Here is a 14,988-nt window from a genome sequence, read left to right as displayed (position 1 = left end):
GCGGACCGTGGGTGATGGCCCAGACCTGGTTGGACCTGCTGTTCGCGCACTGGCCGGTGCCACCGGAGGCGCTGCGCCCGCACCTCCCGCCCGAGCTGCCGGTCGACACGTACGAGGGGATGGGGTGGGTCGGCATCACGCCGTTCGTCGCGACCGTACGGCCGCGCGGCCTGCCGACGGTCCAACGCTTCCCCGAGCTCAACGTCCGCACCTACACGACGGTCGACGGTCGCCCGGGCATCTGGTTCTTCAGCCTCGACGCGGGCAGCGCGCCCGCGGTGCTCGGCGCGCGGCTGACCTACCGGCTCCCGTACTTCCGCGCGGCGATGACCGTCGAACGCGACGCCACGACCGTCCGCTACCGCAGCGAGCGCAAGGGAGCGAGCTGGGCGGCCACCTACGCGCCGACCGGTCCGCCGGCACCGGCCGCGCCCGGCACGCTCGACCACTTCCTGACCGAGCGCTACGCCCTCTACACGACCGGCTTCGGCCGGGTCCTGCGCGCGGACATCCAGCACCCGCCGTGGCCGCTGCAGGCCGCGACGGCGTCGATCACCCGCAACACGATGGCGCCGGTGGAGCTGCCGGTGCGCGAGCCGCTGTTGCACTTTGCGCGCCGCCAGGACGTGCTCATCTGGGCTCCAGCACCACTTTCCCGGTCGCGCCGCGACCGTCGATGAGCTCCAGCGCGGCCGTCGCCTGCTCGAGCGGGAAGCGCGCACCCACGACCGGCCGCACGTGCCCGGCCGCGATCAGCGCGTCGAGCCGCGCGGCGACCTGCGCGATCGTCTCCGGGCGCTTGGTGATGTACGCGCCCCAGCCCGCCCCGACGACGTCGAGGTTGTTGAGCAGCAGCCGGTTGACCTTGACCTCGGGGATCGCCCCGGCGGTGAAGCCGACGACCACGAGCCGCCCGTCGGGGTTCAGCGACCGCAGGCTGTCGGTGAAGCGGTCGCCGCCGACGGGGTCGAGCACCAGGTCGGCGCCGCCGAGCGCCTTGGCCTCGTCCTTCCACGCGCCGTCGGAGCGGAGCACCTCGTCCGCCCCGGCCGCGCGCGCCACGTCGGCCTTCTCGTCGGAGGACACCACCGCCAGCACGCGCGCGCCCAGCCCCTTCGCCACCTGGATGGAGGCCGTGCCGACGCCACCGGCGGCGCCGTGCACGAGCACGGTCTCCCCGCTCGCGAGCCGCCCGCGGTTGACCAGCGAGAAGTACGCGGTGTGGTAGTTGAGGATCAGCCCGGCGCCCTGCGCGAAGTCGAGCGCGTCGTGCAGCCGGAACGTGAGGTGCGGCTGCGCGACGACGGTCTGGGCGAACCCGCCCAGCATCGTGAACGCGGCCACGCGCTCCCCGGCCTTGAAGCCGTGCGCGTCGGCGCGCACGACGCCCGCCACCTCGCTTCCGGGCACGAACGGCAGCTCCGGCTTGAGCTGGTACTGCCCGCGCGACTGCAGCACTTCGGGGAAGGAGACGCCGGCCGCGTGGACGTCGATCACGACGCCCTCTCCGGCCGGCTCGTCGATGTCCGCGAGCTGCAGCGAGCCGGGGCCGCTGAGCTCGACGATCTGGATCGCCCGCATACCCCGGCAGCGTACGTGCCATCGTAAGGGCATGAGCGCAACCGCAGTGAATGAGCGTCTGGCCGCGCTGACCGCGGCCGGGACGTCGATCTGGCTCGACCAGCTCTCCCGCGGGCTGATCGAGACCGGCGAGCTGGCGCGGATGGTCGAGCAGGACTCGCTGCAGGGCGTGACCTCCAACCCCGCGATCTTCGAGAAGTCCATCCTCGGCTCGGCCGACTACGACGACGAGATCAAGCGTCTCGTCTCGGAGGGCAAGAGCGCGACCGACACCTACCGCGCGCTGGCGTTGCACGACGTCCAGTCCGCGGCCGACGTCCTCCGCCCCGTCTACGACCGCACCAACGGCGTCGACGGCTACGTGTCCTGGGAGGTCGATCCTGATCTCGCACACGACACGGAGGGCACGATCGCCCAGGCGCGGGAGTACTGGAACCTGGTCGACCGCCCGAACCTGATGATCAAGATCCCGGCCACCGAGGCGGGCGTCCCGGCCATCGAACAGGCGATCTTCGAGGGCCTGAACGTCAACGTGACGCTGCTGTTCAGCGTCGCGGCGTACGAGAAGGTCATGGAGGCCTACATCCGCGGCCTCGAGCGTCGCCAGGAGGCCGGGCTGCCGCTGGACCGCCACTCCGTCGCGTCGTTCTTCGTCTCGCGCGTGGACACCGAGGTCGACAAGCGCTTGACCGAGGCCGGCAACACCGAGCTGCAGGGCCGCGCCGGCCTGGCCAACGCGCGCGCCGCGTACGCCGCCTACCAGCGCGTGTTCGAGGGCGAGCGCTTCGCGGCGCTGCGCGAGGCCGGCGCGCCCGTCCAGCGCCCGCTGTGGGCCTCGACCGGCGTCAAGAACCCGGCCTACCCGTCGACCCTGTACGTCTGGGGCCTGGTCGCGCCGAACACGGTCAACACGATGCCGATGCCGACCCTCGAGGCCGCCCGCAACGAGGGCGAGCTCACCGGGGCGACCGGCGCCGAGGACGCGAGCGCCGACCTGGAGGCGCTGGCCGCCGCCGGCATCGACCTCGACGACGTCACGGACAAGCTCCTCCGCGACGGCATCGACGCCTTCATGGTCCCGATGCAGAAGCTGCTGGACGGGATCGAGGCGAAGCGGGCCGAGGTAGCCGCGTAAGGTCGAAGCCCTCGGGGAGCTCCAGGTCGTGCGCGGCCAGGAGCGCCTCGTCGGCGAGCAGCTCGAGCGTGGGCCCGTCGGCGACGACGCGGCCCGCGCTCAGCAGCACGCTCCGCGCGCACAGCCGCGCCGCGAGCGGTAGGTCGTGGCTCACGACCAGCAGCGTGCGGTCGATCGTGGCGAGCGTCTCGATCAGCTCGCGCCGCGTGCGCGGGTCCAGGTTCGCGCTCGGCTCGTCCAGCACGAGCACCTTCGGGTCCATCGCGAGCACCGTGGCGACGGCCACGCGCCGCTTCTGGCCGAGGCTGAGCTGGTGCGGCGCGCGGTCGGCGAAGCCCTCCATGCGGACGGCGCGCAGCGCGTCCTCCACACGCGCCGGCACGTCCGGCAGCCGCTGGTTGAGCGGGCCGAAGGCGACGTCCTCGCGTACGGTCGGCATGAACAGCTGGTCGTCGGGGTCCTGGAACACGAGCCCGACGAGCGCGCGCAGCGCCTTCGCGTCGCTCGTGCCCGCGACGGTCAGCTCGCCCTGCCCGCGCAGCAGCGCGTTCAGGTGCAGCATCAGCGTGGTCTTGCCGGCGCCGTTGGGGCCGAGCACGGCCACGCGCTCGCCCTCGTCGATGCGCAGGCTCACGCCGTCCAGCCCGACGACGCCGTTCGGGTAGGCGAAGCGCAGGTCACGCGCGACGATCACGCGGCGACCCTGACGGCCAGGAGCGGCAGCAGCGCGGTCAGGAACAGCCCGTCGGCGCGGCGGAAGGTCAGCGCCTGCAGGCGCGGCATGCGCTCGTCGAAGCCGCGCGCGAGCATCGCCAGGTGCACGCGCTCGGCGCGCTCGTAGGTGCGCAGGAACAGCGCGGTGGCGACGCGTCCGAGCGCCTGGACCTGCAGCGCGTGCCGCGGCGCGTACCCGCGTGCGGTCAGCGCGGCGCGCATCCGCTGCACCTCGTCGACGATCGTGAACAGGTAGCGGTACATGAACGCCGCGATCAGCACGAGCAGCCGCGGCGTCCGCAGGCGCTCGAGCGCGTGCAGGACGTCCGGGAAGCTCGTGGTCGCGCCCAGCAGGACGGCGGACACCGTGCCGATCACCGCCTTCGCGCCGACGGTCGCGAACGACGTGGGCGCGAACAACGCGACGAGGAGCACGGGGAGGAGGATCAGGCGGGCGCGGCGGACGATGACGCGCGGGCCGATCCGCGCCGCCGCGGCGACCGCGAGCAGCGCCGCCGCGCACGCCGCGTGGACGGGCCAGGCCGCGCTCGACACGGCGATCAGCGTCACGCTCAGCAGCCCCAGGAGCTTGGCGCGCGGGTCGAGTCGATGGATCGGGCTGTCACCGACCACGCCCGACTCGTGCAGCGTGCTCATGCGAGCCGGCGGCGCCCGCGCACGACGAGGAAGCCGACGCCGAACGCGACGAGCGTGCCGGTGAAGCCCGCCAGGCCGGTGGCGAGGCGCTCGTCGTCGATCTCCGGGAACGCGTAGTCGGGGATCGGACCGGAGGAGGCCCGGCCGGCGTCCACGAAGCCTTGGTCGGAGGCGACGCGCTCGAGCCCGTCCGGGTGCGAGGACGCGAACGGCGAGACGGCGGTCGCCAAGCCGACGGCGACCGCGAGCGCGACGACCACGAACGGCCGCACGCGCGCCGGACGGGCCGCGGGCTGGTCGATCAGGTCTGGGCGGGTGGCGAGCACGGCGCTCACCGCGGCGAGTGTGATCGCGGCCTCGCCCACGCCGATCAGCGCGTGCGTGCCCAGCATCGCCGGCAGCACGGTCCCCAGCGGCACGGTGCCGGACGCGGCCAACTCCACCGACGTGAGCGCGGCGCCGGTCATCACGGCGAGCCACGCGCCGACGGCCGCGATCGGGACGAGCCGCCGCGGCGCGAGCGTGTTCGCCGCGCGCATCAAGCCACCGACGACGAGCGCACCGGCGACGCCCATGTTGAAGACGTTGGCGCCGAGCGCCGTGATCCCGCCGTCGGCGAACAGCAGCGCCTGCACGCCGAGCACGACCGCCAGCGTCAGGCACGCGAGCCACGGCCCGAGCAGGATCGCGGCGAGCGCGGCGCCGAGGAAGTGGCCGCTCGTGCCGCCCGCGATCGGGAAGTTGAGCATCTGCGCCGCGAACACGAACGCGGCGGTCACGCCCAGCAGGGGCACGCGGCGCTCGTCGAGGTCGGCGTTCGCGCGGCGCAGGCCGATGGCGACCGCGGCCGCCGCCGGGACCGCGCACGCCACGGCCACCTCGGTCGACAGGAAGCCGTCAGGAATGTGCATGGCAGTACTCGCACAGGCCGACGATGGGGAAGTGCGTGAAGCGCGCGTGGTACCCGAGCGCCCTGTGGATCGCGGCGCGCGCCTCGTCCAGCCGCTGCGGCTCGATCGCCTCGTACGCGCCGCAGCCGTCGCAGCTGACGAACTCGTACTCGTCGATGCTGTAGAGGCCCGGACCGTGGCCGAGGTGCACGTGGCGGACGAGGCCGAGCTCCTCCAGCGTGTCCAGGTTGCGGTAGACGGACGCGACGTCCGTGCCGTTGGCGAGCTGCTCCGCGGTGCGCGGGCGACGGTCGGCGTACAGCGCCTCGAGCACGAGCCGGCGCGAGGCGGAGACGCGCAGCCCCTTCTGGCGCAGCAGCTCCAGGGCCGCCTCGAGGTCCGGGGCGTGGAGCCTGGGCACGTGGTGGGCGAGCGTCACGGGCGCGGAGTCTAAATGCAACTCACTTGCAGTTGCGATCTCGGGTAATGAAGGGCGCGATGGCCGACTACAAGATCGTCAACGCCGATGACGCGCAGGACCACTACGCCGGGAGCGACGTCCCGGGCGAGTTCCGCCGCCTGACCGACCTCCTCGGCGCCGAGCAGGTCGCGGTGACGCTCATCCGCGTCCCGCCGCACTCCGACTTCGAGCAGGGCACCGGGCACTACCACGACGAGATCGAGGAGATCTACATCGTCGCTCGCGGCACGCTGACGTTCCGGGCGGGCGACGACGTGCACCGCGTCAGCGCCCCGGCGGCCGTGCGCGTCGCGCCCAAGACCCCCCGGTCGCACCGCAACGAGGGCGACGAGCCGGTGGAGATCTGGGCGATCTCCAAGCAGCTCGGCCGCCAGGACGCGACGAAGATCGACGACTTCTGGGAGGCGTCCCCGGACGCGGCGCAGAACAGGGGGTAGTGGACCCGTACGAGGCACTCGGCATCGACCCGTCGTTCGACGGCGACCTGCGCGCGCTCCGCAACCGGCTCGTCAAGCAGTACTCCGAGGCGGGCGCGACGCCCGACGAGGAGCGCATGAAGGCGATCAACGTCGCCTACGAGGCGCTGCGGGACGGGCACGTGGCCCGGGTTGCCGGGGCGCGCGTGGTCTTCCGTGGCCGTCCGGGCGACGCGTTCGTCCTCGACGGGCGCCGCTTCGTGCTCGCCCGCCCGCCGCGCGAGCCCGCCGCGATCGCGGCGCCGGTGCTGGCGGCGGGCCTTCTGGTTCTGGTGTTCGGCTGGGTCGGCGCGGTCGTGGGCGGCGCGGCGTGGCTGCTCTGGCGTCAGTGGAGCAGGAGGAAGTGAACCGCGGCGGCCGCGGCGTTCGACCCGGCCGCGACCGCGTTCGCCACTGACGGCATCGGCGCGGCGATGTCGCCCGCCGCGAACACGCCCGGCGCGGTGGTGGCGGACAGCTCCGTGGTGAGCGCGTCCTCGGCGATGTGGTTCGGGTCGGCGGGCTGCGCGCCCAGCTTGGCCGCCAGGCCCGAGCGCTGGTGCAGGCGGACGGCCATCATCAGGCCGCCGCAGGGGACGGTCGTGCCGTCGTGCAGGACGAGCTCGCCGTCGCGCAGCTCCCGCGGCGTCTCCGTGATCAGCGTGACGTCGTCGCTCCAGCCCTTGAGCATGGCCACGCGGGCCTCGCCGTGCTCGGACGGGTCCAGCACCACCAGCGGCTGGTCGCGCACCTCCCAGCCGTGGCAGAACGGGCAGTGGAAGGCGGTGTCGCCCCAGCGCTCGGCCGCGCCCGGGAAGTCCGGATAGCGGTAGTCCATGCCGGTGGCCAGGATCACGGTCGTGGCGGTCTCGGTGCTGCCGTCATCCAGCGTGAGCGTGAAGCCCGGGGACGCGTCGACCACCTCCCCGGCGCGGTATTCGACGCTCGGGTACTGCTCCAGCTCCTTGCGGCCATCGGCGTAGAAGTCCTGCGGCGCCCGGCCGTCCTGCCCGAGCAGGCCGCCGATGCCGTGGGCGAACCGGTTGCTCGGCTCGCCCTTGTCGACGATCAATGTGCGCCGGCGCGCACGGCCCAGGACGAGCGCTGCGCTCAGCCCCGCGGCCCCGCCGCCGACGACGATGCAATCCCAAGTCATTGCTTTCGAGAATGAAGCGGGTGTCGCTTTGCGTCAAGATGTATTGCCATGACGGCAAACGAGGCGGTGGACACCCGGGTCCGGCGGCGGCTGCGCGAGCTGCGCACCGAGCAGGGCCTGACCCTGGCGCAGGTGGCGGAGCGGGCGCACATCGACGTCTCCACGCTGAGCCGGCTCGAGTCGGGCAAGCGCCGGCTCGCGCTGGATCACCTGCCCGCGCTGGCGAGCGCGCTGGGCGTGAGCGCCGACGAGCTCCTGGGCGCGGTGCCGCCCGCCGACCCCCGCGTGCGCTCCCAGCCGCAGAAGATGGGCCCGATGACGATGTGGCCGTTGACGCACCGCGGCAGCCCCGGCGGTCTGCAGGCGTACCGCATCGTCGTCGTGCCCGACGGCCGCGTGCCGCCCGACGAGCTCCCCGTCCACGAGGGCCACGACTGGTTCTACGTGCTCTCCGGCAAGCTCCGGCTCGTCCTCGGCGAGAAGGACTTCATCATCGAGGCGGGCGAGGCGGTCGAGTTCTCCACCTGGACGCCCCACTGGTTCGGCGCGGTCGACGGCCCGGTCGAGCTGATCGGCATCTTCGGACCGCAGGGCCAGAAGCTGCATCTGCACGAATGAGCGGAGGGGGTGGGATTCGAACCCACGGTCCGCTTGCACGGACTCCGGTTTTCAAGACCGGCGCGATCGACCACTCTGCCACCCCTCCAGCAGCGGCTAAGGGTACGCCCCTCTTTCGGAGGGGATCGCCGCCCCATCTGCTTGAGTGAGCGCACAGATGTCCTGGAACGGACTGTTCGGCTCCGGCCGTCGACGTCACGTGGGCCGGTTGCGGGCCGGTGGCGACGTCGCGGTCGACCTTGGCACGGCCAACACGGTCGTCTACGTCCGCGGGCGCGGAATCGTCCTGTCAGAGCCATCCGTGGTCGCGATCGACCAGCGCACCGGTGAGGTGCACGCGGTCGGCGCGGACGCCCAGCGGATGATCGGACGCACCCCCGCGACCATCTCGGCGGACCGCCCGCTGCGCCACGGCGTGATCGCCGACTTCGAGGTCACCGAGGCGATGCTGCGCCAATTCGTGGGAAAGGTCTTGCATTCCCGCTTCGCCCGGCCCCGGATGGTCATCTGCGCGCCGTCGGGCATCACCGAGGTCGAGCGGCGGGCCGTCGAAGAGGCGACTTTGAGCGCCGGCGCCCGTGAGGTCCACCTGATCGAGGAGTCCCTGGCGGCCGCGATCGGCGCCGGCGTGGACATCGCCGAGCCCAAGGGTCGCATGGTCGTCGACATCGGCGGTGGCACGAGCGAGGTCGCGATCATCTCGCTCGGCGGCCTCGTCGTGGCCAAGTCCCTGCGCGTCGGCGGCTACGACCTCGACGACGCGATCACCAACCACATCCGCCTCGAGCACCGGATGGCGATCGGCTCCCAGTCCGCCGAGGCGATCAAGCTCGCCGCCGGCTCCGCGATCCCCCTGCGCGAGGAGATCCAGACGTCGATCCGTGGGCGCGATCTTGCGTCCGGCCTGCCCCGCGAGATCGTCCTGACCTCCGAAGAGGTCCGCCAGGCGATCGCCGCCCCGCTCGCCGACATCATGACCACGATCCACGCCACCCTCGAGGAGACCCCGCCCGAGCTGGCCGCCGACATCACCACCGAGGGCGTCCTCCTGGCCGGCGGAGGCTCGCTCCTGCGCGGCTTCGAGGACCGCGTGGCCCGCGAGACCGGCATGCCCGTCCGCATCGCCGACGACCCCCTCGCCTGCGTCGCCACGGGCGCCGGGATGTCCCTCGAAGAGCTCGACACGATGCCCCGCGGACGACGCAACCGCGCGAGCTGACGCCGACCCCTCTACACTCCGCGGACCGGGACAGGTGGCCGAGAGGCTGAAGGCGCTCGCCTGCTAAGCGAGTATGGGGTAATAAAGCTCCATCGCGGGTTCGAATCCCGCCCTGTCCGTCGCCCCGGGTGAAGCCCGGGAGGCGGGGCGCTAAACTGCTCCGCCGCAGCGCACCCAGCGCCCGTAGCTCAGCTGGATAGAGCGTCGGTCTACGGAACCGAAGGTCAGAGGTTCGAATCCTCTCGGGCGCGCTGAGACGAAAGCCCCGCAACCGCGGGGCTTTCGCGTTTCCGGGCGAAGCGGTCCGAAAGGCCGCGGGTACCAATTGGGTACCAATCGCGAATCTCGGTCGCGAGCAGTCAGCCGCCGGCTCACTCGGAAGCTGCGGAACACGTGCTCAACGTCCGGAGGGCGAACGAGACTTGTGGCCGTGACCTCCGACCCATTGCCGAACCGCGGCGACGATCCGCTTGATCTTCTCCGTATCGGCGTCGTTATCGAAGGCACCGAGATCCTCTGGGCGAACAGCAGCCCCGTTCCGCCGCGGCTCTGGCACTACACGGACTCTGGGGGTGCGCTGGGGATGTTGGCTCAGCGCGAACTTTGGGCGACCCACGCGTTGTTCATGAACGATGCATCGGAGCTGCGGCTCGCGTATCCGATGCTGAGGGACGCTCTGGAGGTCGCCCGCCAACAGATGCCTGGCAACGACCTGCTGACGTTGATCACGGAGGAACTGGGCACCGTCGTGTCCTCGCTCCCCGATGACCCCGAGATCTACGCCGTCTGCTTCTGCGAAGAGGGCGACCTCCTTGGTCAGTGGCGCGCTTACGGGGTTGCCGGCGGTGGGTACGCGGTCGGGTTCGACGGGCCCTCGATTCAATCCGACTCGATCTCGACGTATGGACTGAGCCTTACGCGAGTGATCTACGATCCGGATCAGCAACGGCAATTAGCCCAGAAGCTCGTCGACGGTTCGATTGGAGCATGGGTCCACCACGTCAACCGGCAGCCGCAAAACGACGCGGAAGAATCGCTCAAGGTCGTCGCAGAGAGCTTCTCGCATCTGGCGCAATCGTTCGGATACCAGATCAAGGATGCCGCGTTCAGCGAAGAGCGCGAATGGCGCTTGATCTACGCGAGGGAACCGGACGGTGTTGTCGACGCAGCCCGGCGGCGTTTCAGGAGTGGCGCGCGCGGTCTTGTCCCGTATGTGCCGATTCCGATGGGTGCCGAACAAGGAACCTGGCGGGGTTCGTTTAGACCTCGCGCTTGCGAACCTTTCAGTCCGGGAGGTGCGAGTTGGACCTACTGCGCATCCGGAACTGGCTTCGCTGGCGATGCGCTACCTCATCCGCGAGTCCAACCTCGATGCGATCGAGGTGTCATCGTCGGCCATCCCGCTCCGGGCGTAGCTCCGGAGCGGCGGAGCACCGACAGTCCGCTGCTACAGCCGGACGCGACTCCGGACAAGTTCTGCGCCAGTCATCGGTGGTCGTGAAACGCGTCACCCCTCGTAGCGGCGATCGCGCTCTTGCCTATCGCGCCGGCGTTGTTCGATCGCGTAGCGCGCACTGCGGAAGCGCCACGCGACGCGTTGCGCGCGCGGGTAGCCCACGTACTTGACGCCATCCAGCGGGTACAGGTGGTCTTCATACCCGGACTCCTCGTAGAGCAGCGTGTCGGCGTACGGCTCATGGCGCCAGTTGTACGCCACGTAGAAGCGCGGCGAGCCTGATCCAGGGTCCGGCGCCCAGTCGATGAAGGTGATCGTCTCGTAGCGGAGTCGGCCGACCACGACGACCTTCCGTGCCCCTGGACTACTAGGGTCATCGACCCGGTACGCCTTGCCGTGGCGAATGCGGACGTACTCGACTGCGGAGAACCATTCGAACCCGGCGTCATGCGCGCCTTTGACTTCGGCTTTGAACCAGTCCGACGCGCCGCGCGCGAAGATGCGGTTGTCGGGCTTCCCCTCGGCGTCCCACTTCTTGGCGTTGACGACCAAGACTTCGGGTTCCCCCTTGATGTGCTGGCGAATCTCGTCGCGACGAGAAACCCGCAGCCGCAGCACCGCTCCTGGCGGCGGCTTACGAAGGAGCCGACGAAGGGCCGCAGCCGCCTTAATGCCGGCAGTGATTTCAGATCCTGGGATTGTCAACGGGTTGGAGGGCTCAACGTCAGGTGTAGGCACGGGCGCGCCGAGTCTAAGCTCATCGCCGCTCAAGGCGACGCGACACCGCCGAGACCACGGGATGGAGTGCTCCGACGGCAACGCCGATGGAGCGCTTCGACGGCAACGCCTCTAGGACAGACGCACTTGCACCCCTCCGGGTGCCGCCGAACTTGTTGGCCGGATTGGCCTCCTCGTCGGCCTAACGAGTAGGTGCTCTCTCTCGCGAAACTCGGAGCCGGCGGCCAGCGCTACTACCTCGACCAAGCGCAGGGCCGCGCCGACCATCGCGAGAGCGTCGCCTCTGGCGTCGAGGACTACTACCTCACGGCGCCTGAGGCGCCTGGGCACTGGGGATGGGTGCTGAGGCCGAACGGCTCGGTCTCGCGGGCCGTGAGGTCCAGGAGGAAACGCTGCACAGGGCGCTGTCGTGGTCCGACCCCGTAACGGGCGCGGAGCTCGACGGCCCGATCCGGCAGGCCCAGGTCCCGGATAGGGCTTCGATCTGATGTTCTCGGTGCCCGAATCCGCTTCGGTGCTGTTCGGGATCGCCGAGAACGATGTGCGCACAACTATCCGGCGTGTGCAGGACGAAGCCGTCAGCCAAGCCCTCCAGTACCTCGAGTCGGTGGCGTGCCGCGGACGGACGGGCAAGGGTGGGCTGGGCGAGGGATTCGCCGGCCGCGGTTCCTCGCGGCCGCGTTCGAACACCGGACGTCGCGCGCGGGAGACCCACAGCTCCACACGCATGTCCTGGTCGCAAACGCGATCCAGCGACCGGATGGACAGTGGGCGGCGCTCGATGGTCGTCTGATCTACGCGCACGCCGAGACCGCGGGCTACGTCCACGAGGCGGCGCTTCGCAACGCACTCGCCCGGGACCTTGCCGCGCAGTGGGAGGGCCCGGTCAACGGCATCGCCGACATCCGCGGCGTCCCGCAGGACGTCCTCGACGCGTTCAGCCAGCGGAGCCACGAGATCGACGCCTACCTGCGCCAGCGCGGCCAGGCCAGCGCCGCCGCCCGCCAGGTCGCCGCCGTACGGACCCGCGAAGCCAAGGACTACGGCGTCACACCCGCGCAGCTGCTGCCGGAATGGCGAGACCGCGCGGCCCGCCTCAGTCTGACGCCGCAGCGCGTTCAGGGGTTGCTCGGTCGAGCGCGAGCCGAGATGCGCTCGCCCCTCCACGACGAGCGGTTGATCACCAGACTGGCCGGCCGTGACGGTCTGACCCGCAGCGCGTCGCACTCGATCGTCGCCTCCGGCTCCAGACGCTCGCCGAGTTCGCGCGCGAGGGTGCGACGCTCACAGCGGTCGAGGAAATGGCGGATCGGTTCCTGGCGACCGAGCACGCGATTCCGCTCACCGCTGGCGCCGACCGCAACCGCTCCGAGGTGATCCGCCGGGCCGACGGTCGCACGGTCCCTTCGATGCCCTCCGCCGAGCGCTACACGACCCCTGCGGTCCTTGACGCCGAGCGGCGCCTGCTGGCTGCTCCGGCGCAGCGTCGCGCGGACGGCGCTGCGATCGCCGACGAACGCGTTGTTGACCACGCCCTGGCGGAGCGCCCGACCATCGGCATCGATCAAGCGCAGATGGTCCGGTGCCTCACGACCAGCGGCCACGGCGTAGAGATCGTCGCCGGACCGGCAGGCAGCGGCAAGACGTTCGCGCGCGACGCCGCACGCGCCGCCTGGGGCGCGTCCGGTGTCGAGGTTCGCGGTGCCGCCGTGGTTCGCGCGGCGGCGCATGTCCTCTTCGACCAGGCCGGCATCGAGTCGACCCGCGTGGCGGCGTTGCTGCACGAGCTGCGCCGCGGTCGCCGCGCAGCGCTTCCCTAAGGCGGCGTGCTCGTCCTCGACGAGGCCGGGATGCTCGGCACCCTCGACCTCGACGAGATCCTGCAGCACGCGGTCGAACGGCACACGAAGGTCGTCCTCGTCGGCGACCCGCACCATCTGCCGGAGATCGACGCCGGCGGATGCTTCCGCGCGCTGGCGGCTCAGCCGGACATCGTGACGCTCACGGAGAACCGTCGCCAGCGCCATCCGCATGACCGGCACAAAGTGGAACTCCTGAGAGCGGGCGCCGGCGGCGACGCACTCGCCGTCGCCTGCGAGCACGGCGACGTGGTCCTCGCCAACAACGCGGACGCCCTGCTCGGCTGCGTCGTGGGCGACTTCTGCGCAGCGCACACCACTGACGGGAGCGCGGTCATCATCGCGGCTCGCCGTAGCGAGGTGGCTGAGTTGAACGCCCGGGCTCGCCTCGAGATTGACCGCGCCGGCCAGCTCGGCGCCGAACGACTGGAACTCGACGGCGGCGAGTTCGCCGTCGGCGACATCGTCGTCATCAAGCGCAACGACAAGCGGCTCGGCATTCAGAACGGCAACCGCGGCCGCGTCGTCGCGGTAGCCACCGACCAACGGGCGCTGCGCGTCAAACTCGCCGACGGTCACATGACCGACCTGGACGCGCGCTTCCTCGCGGATACAGGCCGTCGCCAGCAGCCGGCGCTCGTCCACGGCTACGCCGCCACCGCGCACGTCATGCAGGGCCAGACCGCAGACCGCGTCTTCGTGCTCGGCTCCGAAGGCATCTCCCGCGAGTAGGGCTACGTCGCATTCACCCGAGCTCGCGAACGGACACGCTTCTACGTCTGCGACGGCGATCGGTCCCTCAGCGCGACCTCCACGGCACTCGACACGTCGCAGGCGCAACAGGCCGCGTTGTCGATCCTGGACAGAAACGAGCTCGCCTCACGGGCGACCGAAGAACTCGTCGCCGAGCGAGCCCGCCTCGCGCGCGTGCTGGCCGCCGACCCGACCGCAGCGGACGCCCGCTCGCTCGCCAACCTGGACCGCGAGCTGGAGCGAGCGCACAACGCGCTCGAAGCGGCGAGCGAGAGACGACGTGCGGCGGAGCAGACACGGAGCCGGCTCTTCCGCCGTCGCGGCCCCGACTGCACGACGGCCGAACGCGACGGGACCGCGGCAGCCGAGCGCGTCACCGGGTTGGTCGCGGAGCGGCACGAGCGCCGCATCGCACCCCGATGGGCGGAAGCGCACGCCGAGGAAATCGCCTGCCACAGCGCCATCGTCGACGAACTCGACGCGCGCGCCCACACACGCGAACGCACCTACAAGCACGCGACGCCCCCCGGTACATCGCAGACGCTCTCGGCACTCGACCGGACACTCGCGACGAGCGGGCCGCCTGGGACCGCGCGCTGCACGTCGTCGAGCGCTACCGCGCTCGACACGGCATCGACGACCCCTGGCGCGCACTCGTCGCTCGCCGACCCGACACGGGGCCGCCGCTTGGAACGAGGCAAAACGAGAGCTCGATCGCGCGCAGCGACTCCTCGGACTCGGCGACGTCGGTCGCGAGCGGTGAGGGGGACCAAGTTTCCACGCTCGGCGCTACTCGAGGCAGTGAACAACCACGTCATCTACTTCGAAGGCCGCCCGGCCGCGATCGCGTTCGAGGTGGGCATCGTCTTCGCGTCGTGGGTCAACGCGCTCGAACGTGACGACTCCGTCTGGCAGTGCGTCGCCGCGGCGGCGGCCTGCGCCTACGACGTCCTGCTGGGCGCGCTGGAAGGCCCATACACCGAGGCGATGGGCTTGGCTTACGCGCGCGGAGCCTGGATCGGCGCCGACCGCTTCGACGAGACCCACCCCCCAGCGGACTGAGTCCGCAGTTCCCGCTCTCAACGGTTCGCGACCTCTGATGCCAGACCGCGGCAGACGCGCATACGGCTCCGGTTCGGTGTTCATCAGGCGCCACGCCTACTACGGGAAATGGCGTGTGGGAGGCGTCCAGATGCAGCGCGAGCTCGGTCCGATCAAGGGACCGTCGGCCCGGACGGCCTCACGCGCCGAACCGCGGAGAAGCGGCTCCGCGAGC

General features: G+C 71.1%; 16 protein-coding genes, 3 tRNA genes and 2 pseudogenes. 13 read left to right on the top strand and 8 right to left on the bottom strand.

The window, feature by feature from the left end:
- The first annotated feature begins 14 nt into the window (after positions 1-14).
- Positions 15-680 carry a YqjF family protein gene (locus tag C8N24_RS08765; RefSeq protein WP_121249688.1) on the top strand — a complete coding sequence of 222 codons (666 nt, stop codon included), beginning with the start codon at positions 15-17 and terminating at the stop codon, positions 678-680.
- Here the strand turns inward: C8N24_RS08765 and C8N24_RS08760 are convergent.
- Positions 631-1,581, bottom strand: a complete 951-nt coding sequence (locus C8N24_RS08760; RefSeq protein ID WP_121249687.1) for an NADPH:quinone oxidoreductase family protein — start codon at positions 1,579-1,581, stop codon at positions 631-633. The two genes, C8N24_RS08765 and C8N24_RS08760, sit on opposite strands and share 50 nt — an antisense overlap.
- A 31-nt stretch (positions 1,582-1,612) precedes the next feature.
- On the opposite strand from C8N24_RS08760, the gene tal reads away from it, so the two are divergent.
- Complete coding sequence (gene tal / locus C8N24_RS08755; RefSeq protein ID WP_121249686.1) at positions 1,613-2,716, top strand: transaldolase; 1,104 nt, start codon at positions 1,613-1,615, stop codon at positions 2,714-2,716.
- On the opposite strand, the gene C8N24_RS08750 is transcribed toward tal, so the two are convergent.
- Genes C8N24_RS08750 through C8N24_RS08735 form a run of 4 tightly spaced genes read right to left on the bottom strand, consistent with a single transcriptional unit; the run spans position 2,652 to position 5,416 of the window.
- Positions 2,652-3,410: an energy-coupling factor ABC transporter ATP-binding protein gene (locus C8N24_RS08750; protein WP_121249685.1), complete on the bottom strand. Its 759-nt coding sequence runs from the start codon at positions 3,408-3,410 to the stop codon at positions 2,652-2,654. The genes tal and C8N24_RS08750 overlap by 65 nt on opposite strands.
- Positions 3,407-4,087: an energy-coupling factor transporter transmembrane component T family protein gene (locus C8N24_RS08745; RefSeq protein WP_121249684.1), complete on the bottom strand. Its 681-nt coding sequence runs from the start codon at positions 4,085-4,087 to the stop codon at positions 3,407-3,409. The genes C8N24_RS08750 and C8N24_RS08745 overlap by 4 nt, the downstream gene beginning before the upstream one ends.
- A complete protein-coding gene (locus tag C8N24_RS08740; protein WP_121249683.1) occupies positions 4,084-4,998 on the bottom strand; it encodes an energy-coupling factor ABC transporter permease in 915 nt (304 codons plus the stop codon). Before C8N24_RS08740 ends, C8N24_RS08745 begins: the two co-directional genes overlap by 4 nt.
- On the bottom strand, positions 4,985-5,416 hold the full coding sequence (locus C8N24_RS08735; protein WP_170178952.1) for a Fur family transcriptional regulator: 432 nt from the start codon (positions 5,414-5,416) through the stop codon (positions 4,985-4,987). Before C8N24_RS08735 ends, C8N24_RS08740 begins: the two co-directional genes overlap by 14 nt.
- A 47-nt stretch (positions 5,417-5,463) precedes the next feature.
- On the opposite strand from C8N24_RS08735, the gene C8N24_RS08730 reads away from it, so the two are divergent.
- Both C8N24_RS08730 and C8N24_RS08725 read left to right on the top strand, forming a co-directional pair.
- Positions 5,464-5,895 carry a cupin domain-containing protein gene (locus C8N24_RS08730; RefSeq protein WP_121249681.1) on the top strand — a complete coding sequence of 144 codons (432 nt, stop codon included), beginning with the start codon at positions 5,464-5,466 and terminating at the stop codon, positions 5,893-5,895.
- Positions 5,895-6,281, top strand: coding sequence for a J domain-containing protein (locus C8N24_RS08725; RefSeq protein ID WP_121249680.1), 387 nt, complete (start codon positions 5,895-5,897; stop codon positions 6,279-6,281). The genes C8N24_RS08730 and C8N24_RS08725 overlap by 1 nt, the downstream gene beginning before the upstream one ends.
- On the opposite strand, the gene C8N24_RS08720 is transcribed toward C8N24_RS08725, so the two are convergent.
- Positions 6,260-7,069: an NAD(P)/FAD-dependent oxidoreductase gene (locus C8N24_RS08720; protein WP_121249679.1), complete on the bottom strand. Its 810-nt coding sequence runs from the start codon at positions 7,067-7,069 to the stop codon at positions 6,260-6,262. The two genes, C8N24_RS08725 and C8N24_RS08720, sit on opposite strands and share 22 nt — an antisense overlap.
- Before the next feature lie 48 nt (positions 7,070-7,117).
- Here C8N24_RS08720 and C8N24_RS08715 point away from each other — a divergent pair, with 48 nt between their 5' ends.
- Positions 7,118-7,687, top strand: coding sequence for a helix-turn-helix domain-containing protein (locus C8N24_RS08715; protein ID WP_121249678.1), 570 nt, complete (start codon positions 7,118-7,120; stop codon positions 7,685-7,687).
- A 1-nt stretch (position 7,688) separates the two neighbouring features.
- On the opposite strand, the gene C8N24_RS08710 is transcribed toward C8N24_RS08715, so the two are convergent.
- A tRNA-Ser gene (locus C8N24_RS08710) sits at positions 7,689-7,775 on the bottom strand.
- Positions 7,776-7,844: 69 nt separating this feature from the next.
- Here C8N24_RS08710 and mreB point away from each other — a divergent pair.
- The 4 genes from mreB to C8N24_RS08690 all read left to right on the top strand — a co-directional run bounded on the left by mreB (position 7,845) and on the right by C8N24_RS08690 (position 10,407).
- On the top strand, positions 7,845-8,906 hold the full coding sequence (gene mreB, locus C8N24_RS08705; RefSeq protein ID WP_121249677.1) for a rod shape-determining protein: 1,062 nt from the start codon (positions 7,845-7,847) through the stop codon (positions 8,904-8,906).
- Between the two features lie 28 nt (positions 8,907-8,934).
- A tRNA-Ser gene (locus C8N24_RS08700) sits at positions 8,935-9,025 on the top strand.
- A gap of 58 nt (positions 9,026-9,083) precedes the next feature.
- Positions 9,084-9,157: transfer RNA gene (locus tag C8N24_RS08695), tRNA-Arg, on the top strand.
- A 179-nt stretch (positions 9,158-9,336) separates the two neighbouring features.
- The gene (locus tag C8N24_RS08690) at positions 9,337-10,407 is read left to right on the top strand and encodes a DUF2971 domain-containing protein (RefSeq protein WP_147447705.1); all 1,071 of its coding nucleotides are present in this window, start codon (positions 9,337-9,339) and stop codon (positions 10,405-10,407) included.
- A 6-nt stretch (positions 10,408-10,413) separates the two neighbouring features.
- Here C8N24_RS08690 and C8N24_RS08685 read toward each other — a convergent pair whose 3' ends face one another.
- Positions 10,414-10,980, bottom strand: coding sequence for a hypothetical protein (locus tag C8N24_RS08685; protein ID WP_147447704.1), 567 nt, complete (start codon positions 10,978-10,980; stop codon positions 10,414-10,416).
- A gap of 607 nt (positions 10,981-11,587) precedes the next feature.
- On the opposite strand from C8N24_RS08685, the pseudogene C8N24_RS35690 reads away from it, so the two are divergent.
- The 4 genes and pseudogenes from C8N24_RS35690 to C8N24_RS33320 form a co-directional block, all read left to right on the top strand.
- A pseudogene (locus C8N24_RS35690) lies at positions 11,588-11,680 on the top strand (hypothetical protein); the annotation flags it as partial.
- A gap of 32 nt (positions 11,681-11,712) precedes the next feature.
- Complete coding sequence (mobF, locus tag C8N24_RS08675; RefSeq protein ID WP_121249673.1) at positions 11,713-12,477, top strand: MobF family relaxase; 765 nt, start codon at positions 11,713-11,715, stop codon at positions 12,475-12,477.
- A pseudogene (locus C8N24_RS08665) lies at positions 12,402-13,691 on the top strand (AAA family ATPase). Before mobF ends, C8N24_RS08665 begins: the two are co-directional and overlap by 76 nt.
- A gap of 117 nt (positions 13,692-13,808) precedes the next feature.
- On the top strand, positions 13,809-14,774 hold the full coding sequence (locus tag C8N24_RS33320; protein ID WP_147447703.1) for a hypothetical protein: 966 nt from the start codon (positions 13,809-13,811) through the stop codon (positions 14,772-14,774).
- Positions 14,775-14,988: the final 214 nt, after the last annotated feature.

Source organism: Solirubrobacter pauli (genome assembly GCF_003633755.1).
Lineage (GTDB): Bacteria > Actinomycetota > Thermoleophilia > Solirubrobacterales > Solirubrobacteraceae > Solirubrobacter > Solirubrobacter pauli.
This window is presented reverse-complemented; position numbering and strand designations above follow the sequence as displayed.

Excerpts from the sequence above, each read along its gene's own strand:
- C8N24_RS08765 (WP_121249688.1), top strand. The coding sequence starts at position 15 with ATGGCCCAGACCTGGTTGGACCTGCTGTTCGCGCACTGGCCGGTGCCA.
- C8N24_RS08760 (WP_121249687.1), bottom strand. The coding sequence starts at position 1,581 with ATGCGGGCGATCCAGATCGTCGAGCTCAGCGGCCCCGGCTCGCTGCAG.
- tal (WP_121249686.1), top strand. The coding sequence starts at position 1,613 with ATGAGCGCAACCGCAGTGAATGAGCGTCTGGCCGCGCTGACCGCGGCC.
- C8N24_RS08745 (WP_121249684.1), bottom strand. The coding sequence starts at position 4,087 with ATGAGCACGCTGCACGAGTCGGGCGTGGTCGGTGACAGCCCGATCCAT.
- C8N24_RS08740 (WP_121249683.1), bottom strand. The coding sequence starts at position 4,998 with ATGCACATTCCTGACGGCTTCCTGTCGACCGAGGTGGCCGTGGCGTGC.
- C8N24_RS08730 (WP_121249681.1), top strand. The coding sequence starts at position 5,464 with ATGAAGGGCGCGATGGCCGACTACAAGATCGTCAACGCCGATGACGCG.
- C8N24_RS08720 (WP_121249679.1), bottom strand. The coding sequence starts at position 7,069 with ATGACTTGGGATTGCATCGTCGTCGGCGGCGGGGCCGCGGGGCTGAGC.
- C8N24_RS08715 (WP_121249678.1), top strand. The coding sequence starts at position 7,118 with ATGACGGCAAACGAGGCGGTGGACACCCGGGTCCGGCGGCGGCTGCGC.
- mreB (WP_121249677.1), top strand. The coding sequence starts at position 7,845 with ATGTCCTGGAACGGACTGTTCGGCTCCGGCCGTCGACGTCACGTGGGC.